Origin of the sequence: Pseudomonas sp. GW456-L13, assembly GCF_017350115.1 — a bacterium.
GTDB lineage: Bacteria > Pseudomonadota > Gammaproteobacteria > Pseudomonadales > Pseudomonadaceae > Aquipseudomonas > Aquipseudomonas jessenii.
In genome coordinates this window covers 1,867,789-1,884,934 of the sequence record NZ_JACNAS010000002.1, presented here as the reverse complement: position 1 = coordinate 1,884,934, position 17,146 = coordinate 1,867,789, and the positions used below count along the sequence as shown (strand labels likewise).

The window sequence follows — 17,146 nt, the reverse complement described above, 5'->3', positions numbered from 1 at the left end:
CTCCCCCAAGCGCTTTTGGATGCTGCCTGTACCTCGCTACCGACTTTCGAACACCTTCCAGAGGTCTGTGTAACAGAAAACGCGTACACAGGCCTCTGGCTGACGACAACCGGTCTGACCGGCAGCGGGTTACTGTGATTTTCTGACCCGCAGGTACCACTCGGACAGCAGTCGTACCTGTTTGTCGGTGTAGCCCCGCTCGACCATCCGTGTGACGAAGTCGTTGTGTTTCTGTTGGTCCTCTTTGCTGGCCTTGGCATTGAAGCTGATGACCGGCAGCAGGTCCTCGGTGTTGGAGAACATTTTCTTCTCGATGACCACCCGCAGTTTTTCGTAGCTGAGCCAGGTCGGGTTCTTGCCGTTGTTGTTGGCCCGGGCGCGCAGTACGAAGTTGACGATTTCGTTGCGGAAATCCTTCGGATTGCTGATGCCGGCCGGTTTTTCGATTTTCTCCAGTTCTTCGTTCAACGCTACGCGGTTGAGGATCTCGCCGGTTTCCGGGTCGCGGTATTCCTGGTCCTGGATCCAGAAGTCGGCGTACAGCACATAACGATCGAAGATGTTCTGGCCGTACTCGCTGTAGGACTCGAGGTAGGCGGTCTGGATCTCCTTGCCGATGAATTCGATGTAGCGCGGTGCCAGGTACTCCTTGAGGAAGCGCAGATAGCGTTCGCGGGTCTCGGCCTGGAACTGTTCCTGCTCGATCTGTTGTTCAAGCACGTAGAGCAGGTGCACCGGGTTGGCGGCAATTTCGTGCGGGTCGAAGTTGAACACTTTCGACAGGATCTTGAACGCGAAGCGGGTCGACAGACCGTTCATGCCTTCGTCGACGCCCGCATTGTCGCGGTATTCCTGGATCGACTTGGCTTTCGGATCGGTGTCCTTGAGGTTCTCGCCGTCGTACACGCGCATCTTCGAGTAGATGTTGGAGTTTTCCGGCTCCTTGAGGCGCGAGAGCACGGTGAACTGGGCCAGCATCTTCAGGGTATCCGGCGCGCAATGGGCCTTGGCCAGCGAACTGTTGAACAGCAGCTTGTCGTAGATCTTCACTTCGTCACTGACCCGCAGGCAGTACGGCACTTTGACGATGTAGATCCGGTCGATGAAGGCTTCGTTGTTCTTGTTGTTGCGGAAGGTGTGCCACTCCGATTCGTTGGAGTGCGCCAGCAGGATCCCGGTGAACGGAATCGCGCCGAGGCCTTCGGTACTGTTGTAGTTGCCTTCCTGGGTGGCGGTCAGCAGTGGGTGCAGCACCTTGATCGGTGCCTTGAACATTTCGACGAATTCCATCAGGCCCTGGTTGGCCCGGCACAGGGCGCCCGAGTAGCTGTAGGCGTCGGCGTCGTTTTGCGGGAACTCCTCCAGTTTGCGGATATCGACCTTGCCCACCAGCGCCGAGATGTCCTGGTTGTTTTCGTCGCCAGGTTCGGTCTTGGCCACAGCGACCTGGTTGAGGATCGACGGGTAGAGTTTGACCACGCGGAACTGACTGATGTCGCCACCGAATTCGGCCAGGCGTTTGGTCGCCCATGGCGACATGATGGTGTTGAGGTAGCGCCGTGGAATGCCAAAGTCTTCCTCGAGGATCGCGCCATCTTCGGTGGCGTTGAAAAGACCCAGGGGCGACTCGAAAACCGGCGAGCCCTTGATTGCATAGAAGGGCACTTTTTCTATCAGTTGCTTGAGCTTCTCGGCCAGGGACGATTTACCGCCACCGACAGGGCCGAGCAGGTACAGGATCTGTTTCTTCTCTTCCAGGCCCTGAGCGGCATGGCGGAAATACGACACGATCTGGTCGATGCATTCTTCCATCCCGTGGAAGTCTTCAAAGGCCGGATAGCGGCGGATGACCTTGTTGGAGAAGATGCGCGACAGTCTCGAGTTGGTCGAGGTGTCGAGCAGTTCCGGTTCACCGATGGCCAGCAATAGACGCTCGGCGGCGGAGGCGTAGGCGCTGCGGTCCTGTTTGCACAGCTCAAGATACTCTTGCAGAGAGAGTTCTTCCTGGCGTGTGGACTCGAAGCGTTGTTGGAAGTGGCTAAAGATACTCATGACGTCACCTCGCTCGATACGTGGAGCCGACGCCGGATCACTCAGTCGATGCTGGCAGCAACCGAACAGGCGATTGCTGTTTACCCCCCAGAACTCTCCCGGAGCTGACTACTCCGAAAGCTACTCCCGATGACCCGTGCGCCGGTGTACCGGCTCTCCCCTGTTTTGGATGGCCTGGGCTTAAGGATAGTTGGGAATTCGGGAGGTAAAGGCGAGATACGTAATTAGTTGTGGCAGACCGTTCGTCTGCCACCGCGCTAGCCCGCGGGAGCCGGGGCCTGCAACGTTACAAAAAAATTATTCAGTGGTGCCTTGCGCCGTTTCCGCAGGATACGTCGTACGCCACAACTCGAATCCGCCATCCATGCTGTAGACGTCGGAGAAGCCCTGGCTGACCAGGTAAGCGGCCGCGCCCTGGCTGGAATTGCCGTGATAGCAGACCACCACGGTCGGTGCATCGAGGTCGGCACCCTGGATGAAAGCGTGCAGGGAATGGTTGTCCAGATGCTTGGAACCTGCGATGTGCAGGGCGGCAAAAGTGGCCGGGTCGCGGACGTCGACCACCACTGCGCCTTGTTCGCGCAGGGCCTGGGCCTGTTCCGGGGGAATACGTTTGAATTCGCTCATGGCGGGCTCCTGTGGCTCGGCTGAATGGGCAGTCTAGCGCGGGGCGCTGGCTGGCGATGTTTGGGGAATGGATGAGGCGACTGGCGGTACGGCATGACCGTGTTCATCGCATTTGCAGGACAGGCGCTCAAAGCTGTCGACGTTCATCAGGGTCAGGGCGCCGCCCCAGACACAGCCTGTATCGAGCGCCGAAACACCCGGCTCTTCGACGTTGCCTTCCAGCGCTGCCCAGTGACCGAAAATGATTTTCAGATTCTTGGTCTTGCGTTCCTTGTGCTGGAACCAGGGTTTGTAGCCAGGTGGTGCGGTATCGAGGCCTTCCTTGCTCTTGAGGTCGAGTTTGCCTTCGGCGGTGCAGAAACGCATGCGGGTGAAATAGTTGGTGATCACCCGCAGGCGCGTCACGCCTTTGAGGTCGTTGTCCCATTTCGCCGGATCGTTGCCGTACATGCCATCGAGGTAGGGCGGCAACAGGTTGTCGTCACGCAAGGCAGCCTCGACTTCGGCGGCACACTTCAAGGCCTTGCGCAGCGACCACTGCGGTGGAATGCCGGCATGGACCAGTGCAAGGTTGCGCTGTTCGTCGTAGTGCATGAGTTTTTGCTGGCGCAGCCATTCGAGCAGTTCAGCGCTATCGGGCGCTTCAATGATCTCGCGCAGGGTGTCGGCCTTCTTCAGGCGTTCGATATTGCGTCCGGCCGCCAGCAAGTGCAGGTCATGGTTGCCGAGCACGCACACCAGCGATTCGCGAATGCTGTAGAGGAAGCGCAAGGTTTCCAGCGACTGCGGGCCGCGGTTGACCAGGTCGCCCACCAGCCACAGACGATCGCGTTTCGGGTCGAACGCCACTTGTTTGAGCAGGCATTGCAGGGCCTGAAGACAGCCTTGCAGGTCACCGACAGCGTACGTTGCCATCAGTGCAGGGCTCCGGGCACCGCCAGGCGGAAGGGCGCGATGATGGCATCGAAATGTTTACCGTCGTCGGACAGCATCTGATAGGTGCCTTGCATGGTGCCGACCTTGGTGGTCATGACCGTGCCGCTGCTGTAGGTGTGGCTCTTGCCGGGGTCGATCAACGGTTGCTGGCCGACTACGCCTGCACCGCGCACTTCTTCGACATGCCCGTCACCATCGGTGATGACCCAGTGCCGTGAAAGCAGTTTGGCGGGCATTTCACCGTTGTTTTGCACGGTGATGGTGTAGGCGAAGGCAAAGCGGTCGTGCTCGGGTTGCGATTGTTCTGCCAGATAGCGGGTGACGACGCTGACGTCGACCTGATAGCGAGGATCGGACATGCAAAGGGCCTTAAAAACGAAGCGGGACGCGGGGCGTAGCTGTTGGGGTTCAGTCTAGGCCAAGTATCGGGTAGTAGACCAGAGTGGCGTCCTACCCGATAGCGCTCATCGCCTGTCAGTCAGCGGTAGGCTTTTGTTCGCTGAGCTTGTCGGCCAGGCGCACGAACGCGGCCAGGTCGAGTTGCTCGGGACGCAGGCTGCCATCGACGCCGGCTGCTTCGATTTCGGCATTGCTCAGCAGCAGCTTGAGAGTGTTGCGCAGGGTTTTGCGGCGCTGGTTGAAAGCTTCGCGCACGACGCGTTCCAGCAGGCGGTGATCCTTGGCCGGGTGTGGCAGTACCGCGTGGGGTACCAGGCGCACGATGGCCGAATCGACTTTCGGCGGCGGGTTGAACGCGCCCGGGCCGACATTGAACAGGTGCTCGACCCGGCAGTGGTACTGAACCATGATCGACAAGCGACCCCAGTCGCCACCACCAGGGCCGGCAGCCAGGCGCTCGACCACTTCCTTTTGCAGCATGAAGTGCATGTCGCGAATCAGGTGCGAGTTGTGCAGCAGGTGAAAAATCAGCGGTGTGGAGATGTTGTACGGCAGGTTGCCGACCACGCGCAGGCTGCCAGGCGCGGCATTCAGGCTATTGAAGTCGAACTTCAGCGCATCGCCCTGATGCAGGTTGAAGTTGCTCTTGCCGGCAAACTGCTGGTTGAGAATCGGGATCAGGTCCTTGTCCAGCTCCACCACGTCGAGTTGCGCGCCGCTGCTGAGCAGGCCTTGGGTCAGTGCGCCCTGGCCCGGGCCGATTTCCAGCAGGCGGTCTTCTGCCTTGGCATGAATGGAGCGCAGGATGCGGTCGATAACGCCGGCATCGTGCAGGAAGTTCTGGCCAAAGCGTTTGCGCGCCTTGTGTTGGTATTGCTCGGTCATAAACGGGTCTCGGCCATCTGGTAGGCGGTTTCCAGGGCGACTTGCAGGCTGCCGGTGTCGATCTTGCCACTGCCGGCCAGGTCCAGGGCGGTGCCGTGGTCGACCGATGTGCGGATGATCGGCAAGCCGAGGGTCACGTTGACTGCCGCGCCGAAGCCTTTGTACTTCAGCACCGGCAGGCCCTGGTCGTGGTACATCGCCAGCACCGCATCGCAGTGCTCCAGATATTTGGGGGTAAACAGAGTGTCGGCGGGCAGGGGGCCTTGAAGGTCCATGCCCTCGCCGCGCAGGCGCTCTAATGTGGGTTCGATGATATCGATTTCTTCATGGCCCAGGTGTCCGCCTTCGCCGGCATGGGGGTTGAGCCCGCAAACCAGGATGCGTGGCCGGGCGATGCCGAACTTGTTTTGCAGGTCGGCGTGCAGGATTCGCGTGACGCGCTCCAGACGCTCCGGCGTGATTGCATCGGCAATCTCGCGAAGGGGCAGGTGAGTGGTCACCAGGGCTACGCGCAAGCCGCGCGTGGCCAGCATCATCACCACTTGCGCGGTGTGGGTCAGGTCGGCGAGGAATTCCGTGTGCCCGGAAAAGGCGATGCCGGATTCGTTGATCACGCCTTTGTGCACCGGCGCGGTAATCATGCCGGCGAAATCTCCGCTCAGGCAGCCTTGGCCGGCGCGGGTCAGGGTTTCCAGTACGAAGGCAGCGTTGGCCTTGTCCAGTTGCCCGGCGACGACCTTGGCGTTGAGCGGTGTATCCCAGACATACAGGCTGTTGGCTGGCGCGGGTACATCCGGCCAGCTGTCCGGTGTGACCGGCAGCAAATCGACAGCCACGCCCAGTTGCGCGGCCCGCTCAATGAGCAGGTCGCGGCTGGTAATGGCAATCAGGGGGTGAGGCTGGGCTTGCGAGGCGAGCAGCAGGCACAGGTCGGGACCTATGCCGGCCGGTTCGCCGGGTGTCAGCGCGAAACGTTGGGGTTTCACTGCGCTGCCTGGTCGGCGCCAGGGAGTTTGATTTCCACGTACGCTTCGTCACGGATCTGACGCAGCCAGGTTTGCAGCTCTTCGTCGTATTTGCGGTTACGCAAAACGGTCATTGCTTGCTGCTCGCGAGCCTGTGTGGTGCTGTCGGTGGCGCGACGGCCAAGGACTTCCAGGACATGCCAGCCGTATTGAGTCTGGAACGGCTTGGACAGCTGACCTTGCGGGGTACTGGCCATCACTTCGCGGAACTCGGGCACCAGTGCGTTCGGGTCGATCCAGTTCAGATCGCCGCCGTTGAGGGCGGAACCCGGGTCTTCCGAGTAGCTTTTCGCCAGCTCGCCGAAGTCTTCGCCAGCCTCGATACGGCTGTAGAGCGAGTCAGCCAGGGCCTTGGTTTTTGCTTCGTCGCGGATCGGGCTCGGTTTGACCAGGATGTGGCGCACATGCACTTCATCGCGCATCTGGGTCTGGCCGCCACGCTTTTCGAGGATCTTCAGGATGATGAAGCCGCCCGGGGTGCGCATTGGCTGGGTGACATCGCCCACCGGCATGGTGCTCAGCAGGCGATCGAACGGCGGCGGCAATTGAGCGGCTTTACGCCAGCCCATGTCACCACCTTCCAGTGCGGTTTCGCTGGCGGACTTGGCGATCGCCAACTGACTGAAGTCAGCGCCTTGTTTGAGCTGCTGGTAAATCGCATCGGCCTGCTTGGCTGCACTCTGAATCGCGTCGGAGTTGGCGCTTTCCGGCGTAGGAATCAGGATGTTGGCCAGGTGGAACTCTTCAGACAGTTGCATTTTGCCCAGGTCCGACGCCAGGAAGTTCTTCACTTCCTGCTCGGAGACCTGAATGCGTTCGGCAACCCGACGCTGGCGTACACGGCTGATGACCATTTCGCGGCGAATCTGCTCACGTGCGTCGTCGTAGGACAGGCCGTCGCGAGTCAGGGCGGCGCGGAACTGCTCGACCGACATGTTGTTGCGCTGGGCAATGGTGCCGACAGCCTGGTTCAACTCTTCATCGGTAATGCGGATGCCGGAACGCTCGCCGATCTGCAATTGCAGGTTTTCGACGATCAGGCGCTCAAGTACCTGCTGCTCCAGCACGCTGGCCGGCGGCACGGCAGAGCCACGCTTGGCAATGGTTTGCTGAACTTCATGAACGCGTTGGTCCAGTTGGCTCTGCATGACCACGTCGTTGTCGACGATGGCCACCACTTTATCGATGGACTGTACGGCGGCGTTCGCCGCCGTACTCAGGAACAGCGCGCCCAGCATCAGCGGGCGCAGACAATCAGAAAGCTTGGTCTTCACGTTCACGATAACCTTGAATGCCTTTGTCGAGGAAGCTCTCTACCTTGGCGCCAGTCAGGCCGCCGAGTCCCTTCAGAACAATTTGGAGGAAGACGCCATGGTCGCCTTTTTCGTTTTGCGGTGCTTCCTGACTGAACTCGTCATAGGAAACAAAGTAACGGTTGATCAGGCGCAGTTTCCAGCAGCAGTTGTCGTACTCGAAGCCACCGAAGGCTTCCAGGGTACGGTTGCGGTTGTAGTCATACTGCCAACGGCTGATGGCGTTCCATTGCGGCACGATCGGCCAGATCACCGAGAAGTCGTGCTGTTCGATCTTGTAGTAATCCTTCACGTAGCCAGGCTGGCCGGGGACGCCGTAATCACCCCCACCCACGGTCCACTTACCAGTGTTCTGGTCATAACGGACCTGGTCATTGCGATAGCGATAGCCGGCGTTGATGACCTTGTTCGGGTTGTCTTCAGGCTGATAGTGAAACATCGCGCTGCCCGAGCGAGGGCTGCGGCTGTCAGGGTCCCAGTTGTAGTCGGCGGTGGTACGCCAATCTCGGTTCCAGCGATATTCGTACTCCAGGGCGTAAGGCGAAACGTTTGCTTGGGTATCCTTGCGGGTTTTTGCATCGATACCCGGCAATTGAACTTCGCGGTCCTTGAAATAAAAGGCCTGGCCGACGCTGATACGTTGGCGTTCAAAGCCATTGTCTTCGATCCAGCGGCTGGTCACACCCAGGGACAGTTTGTTCTCGTCGCCAACACGGTCGGAGCCGGAGAAACGGTTGTCACGGAACAGCGACGAGTAGTTGAAGGTGTATTCGCTGGTATCAAATACCGGGATATCTTCTTGGTCGACCTCAGGCACGTACAGGTAGAACAGGCGCGGCTCGAGGGTCTGGCGGTAGTTTTTGCCGAAATACTGGGTATTGCGATCGAAGTACAGGCCGCTGTCGATGCTGGCGATCGGTACGCCGCGGTTCTGATTGCTGTCGAATGTTCCCTGGAGCCTGTCCTGTTCTGCGTTCTGACTGGCAATCTGAGCTTTGCCAGTGTTGTCCAGGTCCAGTTGGTACTGGGTGTACTGGTACTTGAGCTTCGGTGTCAGGAAGCCGTACGTCGCGTTCATCGGCAAGCTGACGGCGGGCGCGAGATTCAGGCGGTCACCAGTGGCGCGTGCCAGGCCTACAACGTTGGTGTCCAGTCGTGGGGTTACATTACCGTCTTCATCGGAGTAATTGCCCTTCTGCAGATCTCGGTCAAACCGCACGATTTCGGTGTTGTACGAAAAATTCAGACCGTTCGGATGATACGGCAGCGCACCATCAAAGGTGATCTCTGGCAAGCGGTCATACGGCGTAATGTTCGATACGGTCGCCAGTTGATAAGCCTGAGCGTTCACGCGAGCCACATAGTCGTCGCCACGATAGCTGACGGAACCTTGCTGGTTTACGAAGTCAGCACTTTTCACGCCAATCTGGTCGGTCTGCAGATCCTGGAAGTAATACGGATCGCTGATTTTGGTGTAGTCGACTTGCGTGAGTACTCGCGAGTCGAGACCACCCTTGTGCTGCCAGTTGTACATGTAGCGGGTTTTTTCGGCGTCGCTCTGCTTGTCGCGTTCGTCGCTTTCGTCGTTGAGGTACGCCGCGCCGAACTGGCCTTCGCTGGACTTGGTCAGGTAGCGGAATTCGCCTTCCATCAACAAGCCGTGCTTTTCCATGTAGCGTGGGTACAACGTGGCATCGTAGTTCGGCGCCAGGTTGAAGTAGTACGGGGTGACCAGCATGAAGCCGGTATCGCTGCCGGTGCCGATGGTCGGCGGCAGGAAGCCCGACTGGCGACGGTCGTCGATCGGGAAGTAGATGTACGGCGTGTACAGGACCGGAATGTCCTTGACTCGCAGCGTCACGTTGGTCGCCGTACCGAAACCGGTGGCCGGGTTCAGGGTGATGTTGTTGCCCTTGAGCTGCCAGGCGTTGCTGTTCGGTTCGCACGTGGTGTACGTACCATCCTTGAGGCGGATGATCGCGTTCTCGGCACGTTTGGCGTACAGCGCATTACCGCGGATGCGGGATTTGTGCATCACGTATTCGGCGTTGTCGACCTTGGCTTCACCGGTGTCGAGCTGCACGTCGGCGTGGTCGCCGACGATCAGGGCACCGTTGTCGCGAATGCGCACGTTGCCGTTCAGTTCGCCACGGCTTTCGGCCTGATACAGGTTGGCTTCGTCGGCTTCGACCTGCATGCTGCCCTGACGCATGACAACGTCGCCGGCCAGGGTCGCAACTTGCTCATCCTGCTTATAGCGGGAGGCTTTTGCGCCGATAAAGGTTGGAGCGTCACTTTTATCCGTCTTGTCATCCATGCCAGGACGAATCGGTTCGATATAGGAACCGGAGCAATAAGGACCGGTTTCGGCCAATTGTGCGGCGGTAAGCTGCTCGCGGGGAACCCAGTCGAGGTGACTGTAGTCTGCGCTACGTGACTTCAGGCCACGGCCTTTGGATTCGGTGACCAGCACCGGCTTGGCGCCGGCGTCTTCGCTGGAACCGTTTTCGGCCGGGGCTTCGCCGGTGGCGGAAACTGCGCTGCCGTCATGGACGGGACGCGGTGGCAATGCAGCCGCCGGCGTCTTTGGCGCACAGTCCCAGGAACCCGAAGCAGAGACTGAGCAGTCAAACTGTTCCGCGGCGACCACGTAGGAAGTGGCAAGGGGTTGCAGCGCCAGCAAACTGCCGGTAACCAACAACGGAAATTTTTTACGAAACGCGGGGGATTTCAATGCCATCTTATTAGTCCGGGCTTCCTGCGTGCCATCTGCCCGCGGTGTGGGCCGCACGCCTCTCGATGGTCTGAAAAAGATGCTGGATAATAAAGCATGACCCGCTTGACGGCTAGCGCCGTCGGAGACCCTTGCAATGCCTGATCAAGATGTACGCTTGCAACACCTGAAAGTTTGGCTCGATGAACAATTGGCGACCCTTTTTGCCGAGCAGGGCTGGGGCGTCGTACCCCCGGCCACGTTGACTGCGGCCAGCAGCGACGCGAGTTTTCGGCGGTATTTCCGCTGGGAAGGCGGTGACAAAAGTTTCATCGTGATGGACGCGCCGCCGCCCCAGGAAAACTGCAAACCCTTCGTGGATATCGCCTTTTTGCTGGCGAAATCCGGAATAAATGTGCCGAAAATTTATGCCGAAGACCTCGAGCGCGGCTTTCTTTTACTCAATGACCTGGGCAACAAGACCTATCTGGACGTGATCGACAGCGAAAACGCCGACGATTTGTTCAAGGATGCCCTGCAAGCGTTGCTGGCTTTCCAGCAGCTGCCGATGGTTGCGCCTCTGCCGAGCTATGACGTGGCCTTGCTTCGTCGCGAGCTGGAGCTGTTCCCCGAGTGGTACGTGAAGCGCGAGTTGGGCATCGAACTGGACGCGGCGCAGCAAGTGCTCTGGCAGCAGGTCAGCGAACTGTTGATCGACAGCGCCCTGGCACAGCCAAAAGTCCTGGTGCATCGCGACTACATGCCGCGCAACCTGATGCTCAGCGAGCCCAATCCCGGTGTGCTGGACTTCCAGGATGCGGTGTATGGCCCGGTGACCTACGACGTGACCTGCCTGTTCAAGGACGCATTCCTCAGCTGGCCCGAGGAGCGCGTGCACGGCTGGCTCGAAAGCTACTGGCAGCAAGCGGGTGCCCTCGGGATTCCGGTTCAGCCCGACTTCGAGGACTTCCTGCGTGCCAGCGACTTGATGGGCGTGCAACGTCACCTGAAAGTCATCGGCATTTTCGCGCGCATCTGCCATCGCGACGGCAAACCGCGTTACCTGGGTGATGTGCCACGTTTCTTTGCGTACATAGACGCGGTGATTGCGCGCCGCCCTGAACTGGCCGAGCTGGATGTATTGCTGGCCAGTCTGCGTGCCGGAGTGAAAGCATGAAGGCAATGATTCTGGCCGCGGGCAAAGGCGAGCGCATGCGCCCGCTGACCCTGACTACGCCAAAACCGCTGGTTCGTGCAGGCGGCGTGCCGCTGATCGAGTATCACCTGCGAGCGCTGGCCGCTGCCGGCTTCACCGACATTGTGATCAATCACGCCTGGCTCGGTCAGCAGATCGAAGACTATCTGGGCGATGGTTCGCGTTATGGCGTGAGCATTCAGTACTCGGCCGAAGGTGAACCCCTGGAAACCGGCGGCGGAATTTTCCGCGCGTTGCCATTGTTGGGGGATGAAGCGTTTGTCGTGGTCAACGGCGACATCTGGACCGATTACGACTTCAGCGTGCTGCATCAGCCCATCAACGGCCTGGCGCACCTGGTGCTGGTCAGCAACCCGCCCCATCATCCGGCCGGGGACTTTGGCCTGGTAGAAACGCGGGTGCTCGACGGTCAACCAGGGGCTGGCACCTTGACCTACAGCGGTATCGCCGTGTTGCATCCGCAGTTGTTCGACGGTTGCACCGAGGGGGCCTTCAAGCTCGCTCCACTGTTGCGCAAGGCCATGGCTGACGGGCAGGTGACCGGCGAGCAATTGAGGGGGCACTGGGTCGATGTCGGCACTCACGAGCGTTTGGCCGAAGTTGAAACATTAATAGAAGCGAGCCGCTGAGATGCTGTGGCCAGGGACTCTGATCGGAGCCGGAGCAGGCTTTGCCATAGCCAGCATTCCGGGGGCCATGCTCGGCGCGTTGTTGGGGCAGGCGCTGGACCGGCGCTTGCACCTGCAGAGTTGGGGGCATTTGCTGGAAAAGCTTGGTGGTCGTCCGGTGCTGCGCAACGATGAATTGCTCTTCGTGCTACTGGGACGTCTGGCGAAGTGCGACGGGCGGGTGGTGGATGGCCACATCCAGCAGGCCCGGGCGGAAATGCGCTCGCTGGAAATGTCCGAACCGGCCCAGCGTCGGGCGATTGCCGCGTTCAATCGTGGAAAATCGGGCAATGACCGCCTGCGCGGTTATCTGCGTCGCCTGAGTGCCCAGCCCCATGCGGCGGAAGGTGTGTTGCGCGCCTGCTGGCGAATGGTCTGGGCCGATGGTCGTGCCGGCAGCAGTGAACGTCAATTGATCGGCCAATGGGGCAAATGGCTGGGCTGGACCCCCCATCAGGTGCAGGCGTTGGCCCACGACTATGAGCCGCAGAAACGGCCATTGGGCAACAGTGTGCCAAGTTATCAGGACGCGTTGAGGCTTTTGGGGGTGTCGGCCACCACTGAACCGGCGCAGATCAAGCGTGCATACCGGCGCCTGCTCAGTCGCCATCATCCGGACAAGATTGCCGGCAGTGGTGCGACGGCGACGCAGGTGCGTGAGGCCACCGAGCGAACGCGTGAACTGCATAACGCCTATACGCTGATTCGGGAGCGGCGGGATTTTCGCTAGCCCGGAAAACTCGCTTCGCCAGTGATACCGCTATCGCGAGCAAGCTCGCTCCCACAGGTTTATGTCGTCCGCAATTTTGTGATCGGCATAAAACCTGTGGGAGCGTGGCTTGCCCGCGATGAAGGCGCCTCGGTCTGTCAGCCCGCGGGGTTCTGCGGATTCAACCAACCCCGCACCCGACGGAACAATTGCTCCTGTTCGGCTTTGGTATCCGGCAACGCCTTGAGCGCGACCTGGCTGAATGCCGACGTTTTCACCCGTTTGTTGGCCTGCAGTCGGGCTAGCGCCGCATTGCGATCCAGCGGCTTGTCCATGTAGAAGATGTCGGCGGTCGGCAGTTTCAGATTCGGCGCCAGCTCATCCAGCTCGGGTTTCGCTTGAGCAGGTGTCTGCGCTGCGACCATGAGGAAGCGCTCGACTTGCGAAGGCTGCTTCTCGCTTAAATAGCGCGCCGCCCAATAAGCGCCGGTGCCATGCCCCAACACCACGATACTGCGGGCGCTTTGCTGTTCGGCGAATGCAATCGCGGCGTCGATCCGGGCGAAGATGCGCTCGGCATCTGCCTTGGACTGTTCTTCGGTGGTTTCGGTGACGGCCTTGTCGGCTACATCGGCCTCGCCTCCGGCCACCTGTTCGATAGGGGCTGCGGTGGTCGAGTCTTTACTGCCGGTTTCGGCGGGCTTGGTAGCCGGCGCTGCTTCCACGGTTCGTGGCGCAATGGCGTCGCTTTGCAGGTCCGGCAAGGTGATACTCAGGCTGCTCCACTCGGCATCCGGTAATTTGCGCCGCAAAGGGCCGATCGCTTGCGGCCAGTCAACGGTTTCACCGGCGCCCGGGATGATAATCACCGCGCCTTTAGGTTCGGCGGTATTGGCCGGTTTCCACAAGGCCAGAAAGGTGTCGGAGCCTGCTTGCAGTTGTTGCTGTTCCTGAGCCGGGATTTTTCGCTCAAGTGCAGTCGCTTCTTCCTGACTACGCTCAGGCAGCGGCTGACGTTCGAGTGATTTTTCTTCGGCGGTTTTTTCCTCCGCGGCGGGCGCCGGGTCGGCCGCCTTGACGGAAAAAGCGCAAGGCAGGATCAGCGACAGGCACAATGCTGGCAGTGCCAGGCGGTAGACAGAGGGCATCGGGTATTCCAGGCCAGAAGTTGTTCCGGCAGCCTAATGGGTTGGTCAGTATTTGTCAGTGTGTGAGAGTTCAATGATGCTTTTTCGCTGCCTGTGGGTTATCGGCTGTTTGTGGTTTCCCTTGATGGGCTGGGCGGCCGCCGCGCCCCCGGCGCCCGCTGCCCAACTGTCCCCTGACCAACGGCACTGGCTGGCGCAGCAGGGCGAGTTGCGGGTCGGCGTGGTGTTGCAGGCGCCCTATGCGCAATACGATCGCCGCTTGCAGCGCCTGTCCGGGGTGAACGTCGAGTTGATGAAGTGGCTCGCAAAAAACCTCAATGTCGAACTGAGCTGGCGCAATTTTCCCGATCTTGAGCAATTGGAAACCGCGGCCCGCGAGGGCGAAATCGACATCGCTCCGGGGGTGACCCAGACCCCTGGCGGGCTGCGCCTCTGGCAGTTTTCCGACCCCTACATGCGGGTGCCGCAATTGGTGGTCAGCGATCAGAAAAGCGCTGGCGCGGTCGAGCTGGAAAAACTCGACAGCCAGACCCGCGTCGCCGTGCGCATGCCCAGTGCCATCGCCGATTACCTGCGCAGCAACTACCCGCACCTGAATCTGCAAGGCGTACCGATGGAGCGCCAGGCATTGCAATTATTGGCGGGCCAGCAGGCGGCTTATGCGGTGGTCGATGAGGCGCAACTGGGACGCTTGTCGGTCGAACCGGAGTTCGCCGGATTGGTGGTGGTGGGGGATGTCGGTCTGCCGCAGTTGCTGCGGGTGGCCACGCGCCGTGACAAACCGGAACTGGCGGGTATTGTCGAAAGTGCATTGCGGGCGATCCCGGCCAAGGATCTGGAGCAACTGCACAATCAATGGCTGCAGCCCAAGTATCCGCGGCTCACCGAGTCGCCGGGGTTTTGGCAGAACCTCTGCCTGCTGCTGGCCGTGCTGGCGATGAGTTGCATGGCCATCGTGGTCTGGCAGCGTCGCCAGCAGCACAACCTGGAGCAGCGCCTGTTGGCCGCGCAGGAAGACATTGCCTTGCGCGCCGCCAGCGAAGAGGCCTTGCGGCTCACCCAGTTTTCCATCGACCAGAGCACCGTCGGCATCCTCTGGGTCAACTGGGACAGCCATGTGCGCTACGCCAACCGCGCGGCGGAAAGCATGCTGGGCTATCCGGCCGGAGGGATCATCGATCGGCCCCTGATCGATTTCGAGCCTGGCCTGCACATGGACCGTTGGCTGAACCTGTGGAAGCGCGCCCGGGCCAGTGAGGAGGGCCCGCAAAGTTTCGAATCCAATTGCGTGCGGGCCGATGGCAGCATCCTGCCGGCCGATGTCTCGTTGAGTTTCCTGCGCTTTCGCGATGGCGAATACCTGGTGGTTTACCTCAACGATGTCACCGAGCGGCGCCGCGCCCTGGCGGCCTTGCAGGAAAGCGAGGCGCGGCTGCAAGGCATCGCCGCCAACGTTCCGGGACTGGTTTTCCGGCTGGAGCGGGCGCCAGTAACCGGTCAGATCGACTTTGCCTACATCAGCGAAGGCAGCGAAAGCCTGGTGGGTTACTCGCCGGCCACGCTGGCGCATCGCGATAAAGGCCTGCGCAGCCTCGTGCATCCGGATGACAAGGTCAGCTATCACCAGACCCAGGATCATGCGCTGGATACCGACAGCGACTGGTCGTGGCAGGGGCGAATCCTCACGCGTCAGGGCGAGCAGCGTTGGGCGGAAATCAAGGCCATCACCCGCCGGCTGGAAGACGGCGCCTATGTTTGGGACGGGATCGTCTGGGACATCAGCGAGAGCAAGCGCATCGAAATTGAACTGGCCAGCTCCCGGGAACAACTGCGTGAGTTGTCCGCGCACCTAGAAAGCGTGCGCGAAGAAGAAAAAGCGCGCATTGCCCGGGAAGTTCACGACGAATTGGGGCAGATGCTCACCGTGTTGAAGCTGGAAACGTCCATGTGCGAACTGGCGTACGCCCAGCTCGACCCTGGCCTTAACGAGCGCTTGAACAGCATGAAGCGCTTGATCGCTCAATTGTTTCAGCTGGTCCGTGATGTGGCCACGGCATTGCGACCGCCGATTCTCGACGCAGGTATCGCCTCGGCCATTGAATGGCAGGCCCGCCGGTTCGAGGCGCGCACGCAGATCCCGTGTCTGGTGCAGGTGCCGGACAATTTGCCAGTGCTCAGCGATGCGAAGGCAATCGGCCTGTTTCGAATCCTTCAGGAGGCGCTGACCAATGTCATGCGGCACGCCCAGGCGCATACTGTTGAACTGACACTGACCCTTGAAGGCAACGAATTGTGTCTGACGGTCAGCGATGATGGCGTAGGATTTGTCGCCGCGCCTGGCAGGCCAACGTCCTTTGGGATCGTCGGCATGCGTGAGCGGGTGTTGATCCTGGGCGGCGAGTTGTCGCTGGAGAGTGAGCCGGGTGAGGGGACGACGTTAGAAGTGCGAGTACCTCTGGACGAAGCCTGAAGAATTTGTGGTGTCTGTGCTGACGCCTTCGCGAGCAAGCTCGCTCCCACAGGGGAAACGTATTCCAAATGTGGGAGCGAGCCTGCTCGCGAATGATCTTGAACCTGGAGAAGAACGTGATCCGTGTACTGGTAGCCGAAGACCACACCATTGTCCGCGAAGGCATCAAGCAGTTGATCGGCCTGGCCAAGGACTTGCTGGTGGTGGGGGAGGCGAGCAATGGCGAGCAGTTGCTCGACACCTTGCGTAATGTGCCTTGCGAAGTGGTGTTGCTGGACATCTCCATGCCGGGCGTCAACGGCCTGGAAGCGATTCCGCGGATTCGCGCCCTGAACAATCCGCCGGCGATCCTGGTGCTGTCGATGCACGATGAAGCGCAAATGGCCGCCCGGGCGCTGAAGGTCGGGGCTGCCGGTTATGCGACCAAGGACAGCGATCCGGCACTGTTGCTGACGGCCATTCGCAAAGTGGCGTCAGGCGGGCGTTACATCGACCCGGAACTGGCCGACCGCATGGTTTTCGAGGTCGGTCTTACCGACTCGCGTCCATTGCACTCGTTGCTCTCCGAGCGCGAATTTTCCGTGTTCGAACGCCTGGCCCAAGGCGCCAACGTGAACGACATCGCCCAGCAACTGGCGTTGAGCAGCAAGACCATCAGCACCCACAAGGCGCGGCTGATGCAGAAGCTCAACATCACCTCGCTGGCGGAACTGGTGAAGTACGCGATGGAACACAAGCTCCTCTAAAGCACATCGCTGTACCTGTGGGAGCGAGCTTGCTCGCGATAGCGGCGGGTCATTCAGCATCGATGTTGAATGTGATGCTGCCATCGCGAGCAAGCTCGCTCCCACAGGGATCTCCATCAAGTATCCGATTACCGGCATATCCAAAAGCGACATGTTTTTGCAGCGGCTTTGCCGATTCTTGCGGCTTGCAGCTTGAAGCGTGCTGCTGCCCTATCCATCCCCGCCATCCTTGTAGGGAA

Annotated in this window: 14 protein-coding genes; 5 read left to right on the top strand and 9 right to left on the bottom strand. The window is 60.2% G+C overall.

From position 1 onward, the window contains the following. Positions 1-129: 129 nt before the first annotated feature. The 8 genes from J4D25_RS22770 to J4D25_RS22735 form a co-directional block, all read right to left on the bottom strand. On the bottom strand, positions 130-2,052 hold the full coding sequence (locus tag J4D25_RS22770; RefSeq protein WP_057713069.1) for a PrkA family serine protein kinase: 1,923 nt from the start codon (positions 2,050-2,052) through the stop codon (positions 130-132). 297 nt (positions 2,053-2,349) lie between these two features. Continuing rightward, positions 2,350-2,679, bottom strand: a complete 330-nt coding sequence (gene glpE, locus J4D25_RS22765; protein WP_057713070.1) for a thiosulfate sulfurtransferase GlpE — start codon at positions 2,677-2,679, stop codon at positions 2,350-2,352. A 33-nt stretch (positions 2,680-2,712) separates the two neighbouring features. Continuing rightward, positions 2,713-3,594, bottom strand: a complete 882-nt coding sequence (locus tag J4D25_RS22760) for a symmetrical bis(5'-nucleosyl)-tetraphosphatase (RefSeq protein ID WP_057713071.1) — start codon at positions 3,592-3,594, stop codon at positions 2,713-2,715. Further along, positions 3,594-3,974: a Co2+/Mg2+ efflux protein ApaG gene (gene apaG / locus J4D25_RS22755; protein ID WP_007980214.1), complete on the bottom strand. Its 381-nt coding sequence runs from the start codon at positions 3,972-3,974 to the stop codon at positions 3,594-3,596. Before apaG ends, J4D25_RS22760 begins: the two co-directional genes overlap by 1 nt. Positions 3,975-4,089: 115 nt before the next feature. Next, positions 4,090-4,899 (bottom strand): 16S rRNA (adenine(1518)-N(6)/adenine(1519)-N(6))-dimethyltransferase RsmA, encoded by an 810-nt coding sequence (rsmA, locus tag J4D25_RS22750; protein WP_057713072.1) that lies wholly within the window; start codon positions 4,897-4,899, stop codon positions 4,090-4,092. Then, entirely contained in the window at positions 4,896-5,885 is a 990-nt protein-coding gene (gene pdxA / locus J4D25_RS22745) for a 4-hydroxythreonine-4-phosphate dehydrogenase PdxA (protein ID WP_057713073.1), read from the bottom strand. The genes rsmA and pdxA overlap by 4 nt, the downstream gene beginning before the upstream one ends. Then, positions 5,882-7,198: a peptidylprolyl isomerase SurA gene (surA, locus tag J4D25_RS22740; RefSeq protein WP_157858918.1), complete on the bottom strand. Its 1,317-nt coding sequence runs from the start codon at positions 7,196-7,198 to the stop codon at positions 5,882-5,884. Before surA ends, pdxA begins: the two co-directional genes overlap by 4 nt. Beyond that, complete coding sequence (locus J4D25_RS22735; RefSeq protein ID WP_057713074.1) at positions 7,179-9,977, bottom strand: LPS-assembly protein LptD; 2,799 nt, start codon at positions 9,975-9,977, stop codon at positions 7,179-7,181. Before J4D25_RS22735 ends, surA begins: the two co-directional genes overlap by 20 nt. Positions 9,978-10,107: 130 nt before the next feature. On the opposite strand from J4D25_RS22735, the gene J4D25_RS22730 reads away from it, so the two are divergent. The 3 genes from J4D25_RS22730 to J4D25_RS22720 are packed head-to-tail and all read left to right on the top strand — an operon-like array spanning position 10,108 to position 12,564. Beyond that, positions 10,108-11,127, top strand: coding sequence for an aminoglycoside phosphotransferase family protein (locus J4D25_RS22730; protein ID WP_057713075.1), 1,020 nt, complete (start codon positions 10,108-10,110; stop codon positions 11,125-11,127). Next, positions 11,124-11,795, top strand: a complete 672-nt coding sequence (gene murU / locus J4D25_RS22725) for an N-acetylmuramate alpha-1-phosphate uridylyltransferase MurU (protein WP_057713076.1) — start codon at positions 11,124-11,126, stop codon at positions 11,793-11,795. The genes J4D25_RS22730 and murU overlap by 4 nt, the downstream gene beginning before the upstream one ends. Position 11,796: 1 nt before the next feature. Further along, the gene (locus J4D25_RS22720; RefSeq protein WP_057713077.1) at positions 11,797-12,564 is read left to right on the top strand and encodes a TerB family tellurite resistance protein; all 768 of its coding nucleotides are present in this window, start codon (positions 11,797-11,799) and stop codon (positions 12,562-12,564) included. A 137-nt stretch (positions 12,565-12,701) separates the two neighbouring features. Here J4D25_RS22720 and J4D25_RS22715 read toward each other — a convergent pair whose 3' ends face one another. Beyond that, positions 12,702-13,691, bottom strand: a complete 990-nt coding sequence (locus J4D25_RS22715) for an alpha/beta hydrolase family protein (protein WP_057713078.1) — start codon at positions 13,689-13,691, stop codon at positions 12,702-12,704. 73 nt (positions 13,692-13,764) lie between these two features. Between J4D25_RS22715 and J4D25_RS22710 the strand changes: the two genes are divergently transcribed. Then, complete coding sequence (locus J4D25_RS22710) at positions 13,765-16,161, top strand: PAS domain S-box protein (RefSeq protein ID WP_057713079.1); 2,397 nt, start codon at positions 13,765-13,767, stop codon at positions 16,159-16,161. A gap of 92 nt (positions 16,162-16,253) precedes the next feature. Continuing rightward, positions 16,254-16,907 (top strand): response regulator transcription factor, encoded by a 654-nt coding sequence (locus J4D25_RS22705; RefSeq protein ID WP_191622237.1) that lies wholly within the window; start codon positions 16,254-16,256, stop codon positions 16,905-16,907. Positions 16,908-17,146: the final 239 nt, after the last annotated feature.

Coding starts and splice junctions, on each gene's coding strand:
- J4D25_RS22760 (WP_057713071.1), bottom strand. CDS start 3,594: ATGGCAACGTACGCTGTCGGTGACCTGCAAGGCTGTCTTCAGGCCCTG.
- J4D25_RS22770 (WP_057713069.1), bottom strand. CDS start 2,052: ATGAGTATCTTTAGCCACTTCCAACAACGCTTCGAGTCCACACGCCAG.
- J4D25_RS22730 (WP_057713075.1), top strand. CDS start 10,108: ATGCCTGATCAAGATGTACGCTTGCAACACCTGAAAGTTTGGCTCGAT.
- apaG (WP_007980214.1), bottom strand. CDS start 3,974: ATGTCCGATCCTCGCTATCAGGTCGACGTCAGCGTCGTCACCCGCTAT.
- J4D25_RS22720 (WP_057713077.1), top strand. CDS start 11,797: ATGCTGTGGCCAGGGACTCTGATCGGAGCCGGAGCAGGCTTTGCCATA.
- J4D25_RS22705 (WP_191622237.1), top strand. CDS start 16,254: ATGATCTTGAACCTGGAGAAGAACGTGATCCGTGTACTGGTAGCCGAA.
- J4D25_RS22710 (WP_057713079.1), top strand. CDS start 13,765: ATGATGCTTTTTCGCTGCCTGTGGGTTATCGGCTGTTTGTGGTTTCCC.
- glpE (WP_057713070.1), bottom strand. CDS start 2,679: ATGAGCGAATTCAAACGTATTCCCCCGGAACAGGCCCAGGCCCTGCGC.
- murU (WP_057713076.1), top strand. CDS start 11,124: ATGAAGGCAATGATTCTGGCCGCGGGCAAAGGCGAGCGCATGCGCCCG.
- J4D25_RS22715 (WP_057713078.1), bottom strand. CDS start 13,691: ATGCCCTCTGTCTACCGCCTGGCACTGCCAGCATTGTGCCTGTCGCTG.
- J4D25_RS22735 (WP_057713074.1), bottom strand. CDS start 9,977: ATGGCATTGAAATCCCCCGCGTTTCGTAAAAAATTTCCGTTGTTGGTT.
- rsmA (WP_057713072.1), bottom strand. CDS start 4,899: ATGACCGAGCAATACCAACACAAGGCGCGCAAACGCTTTGGCCAGAAC.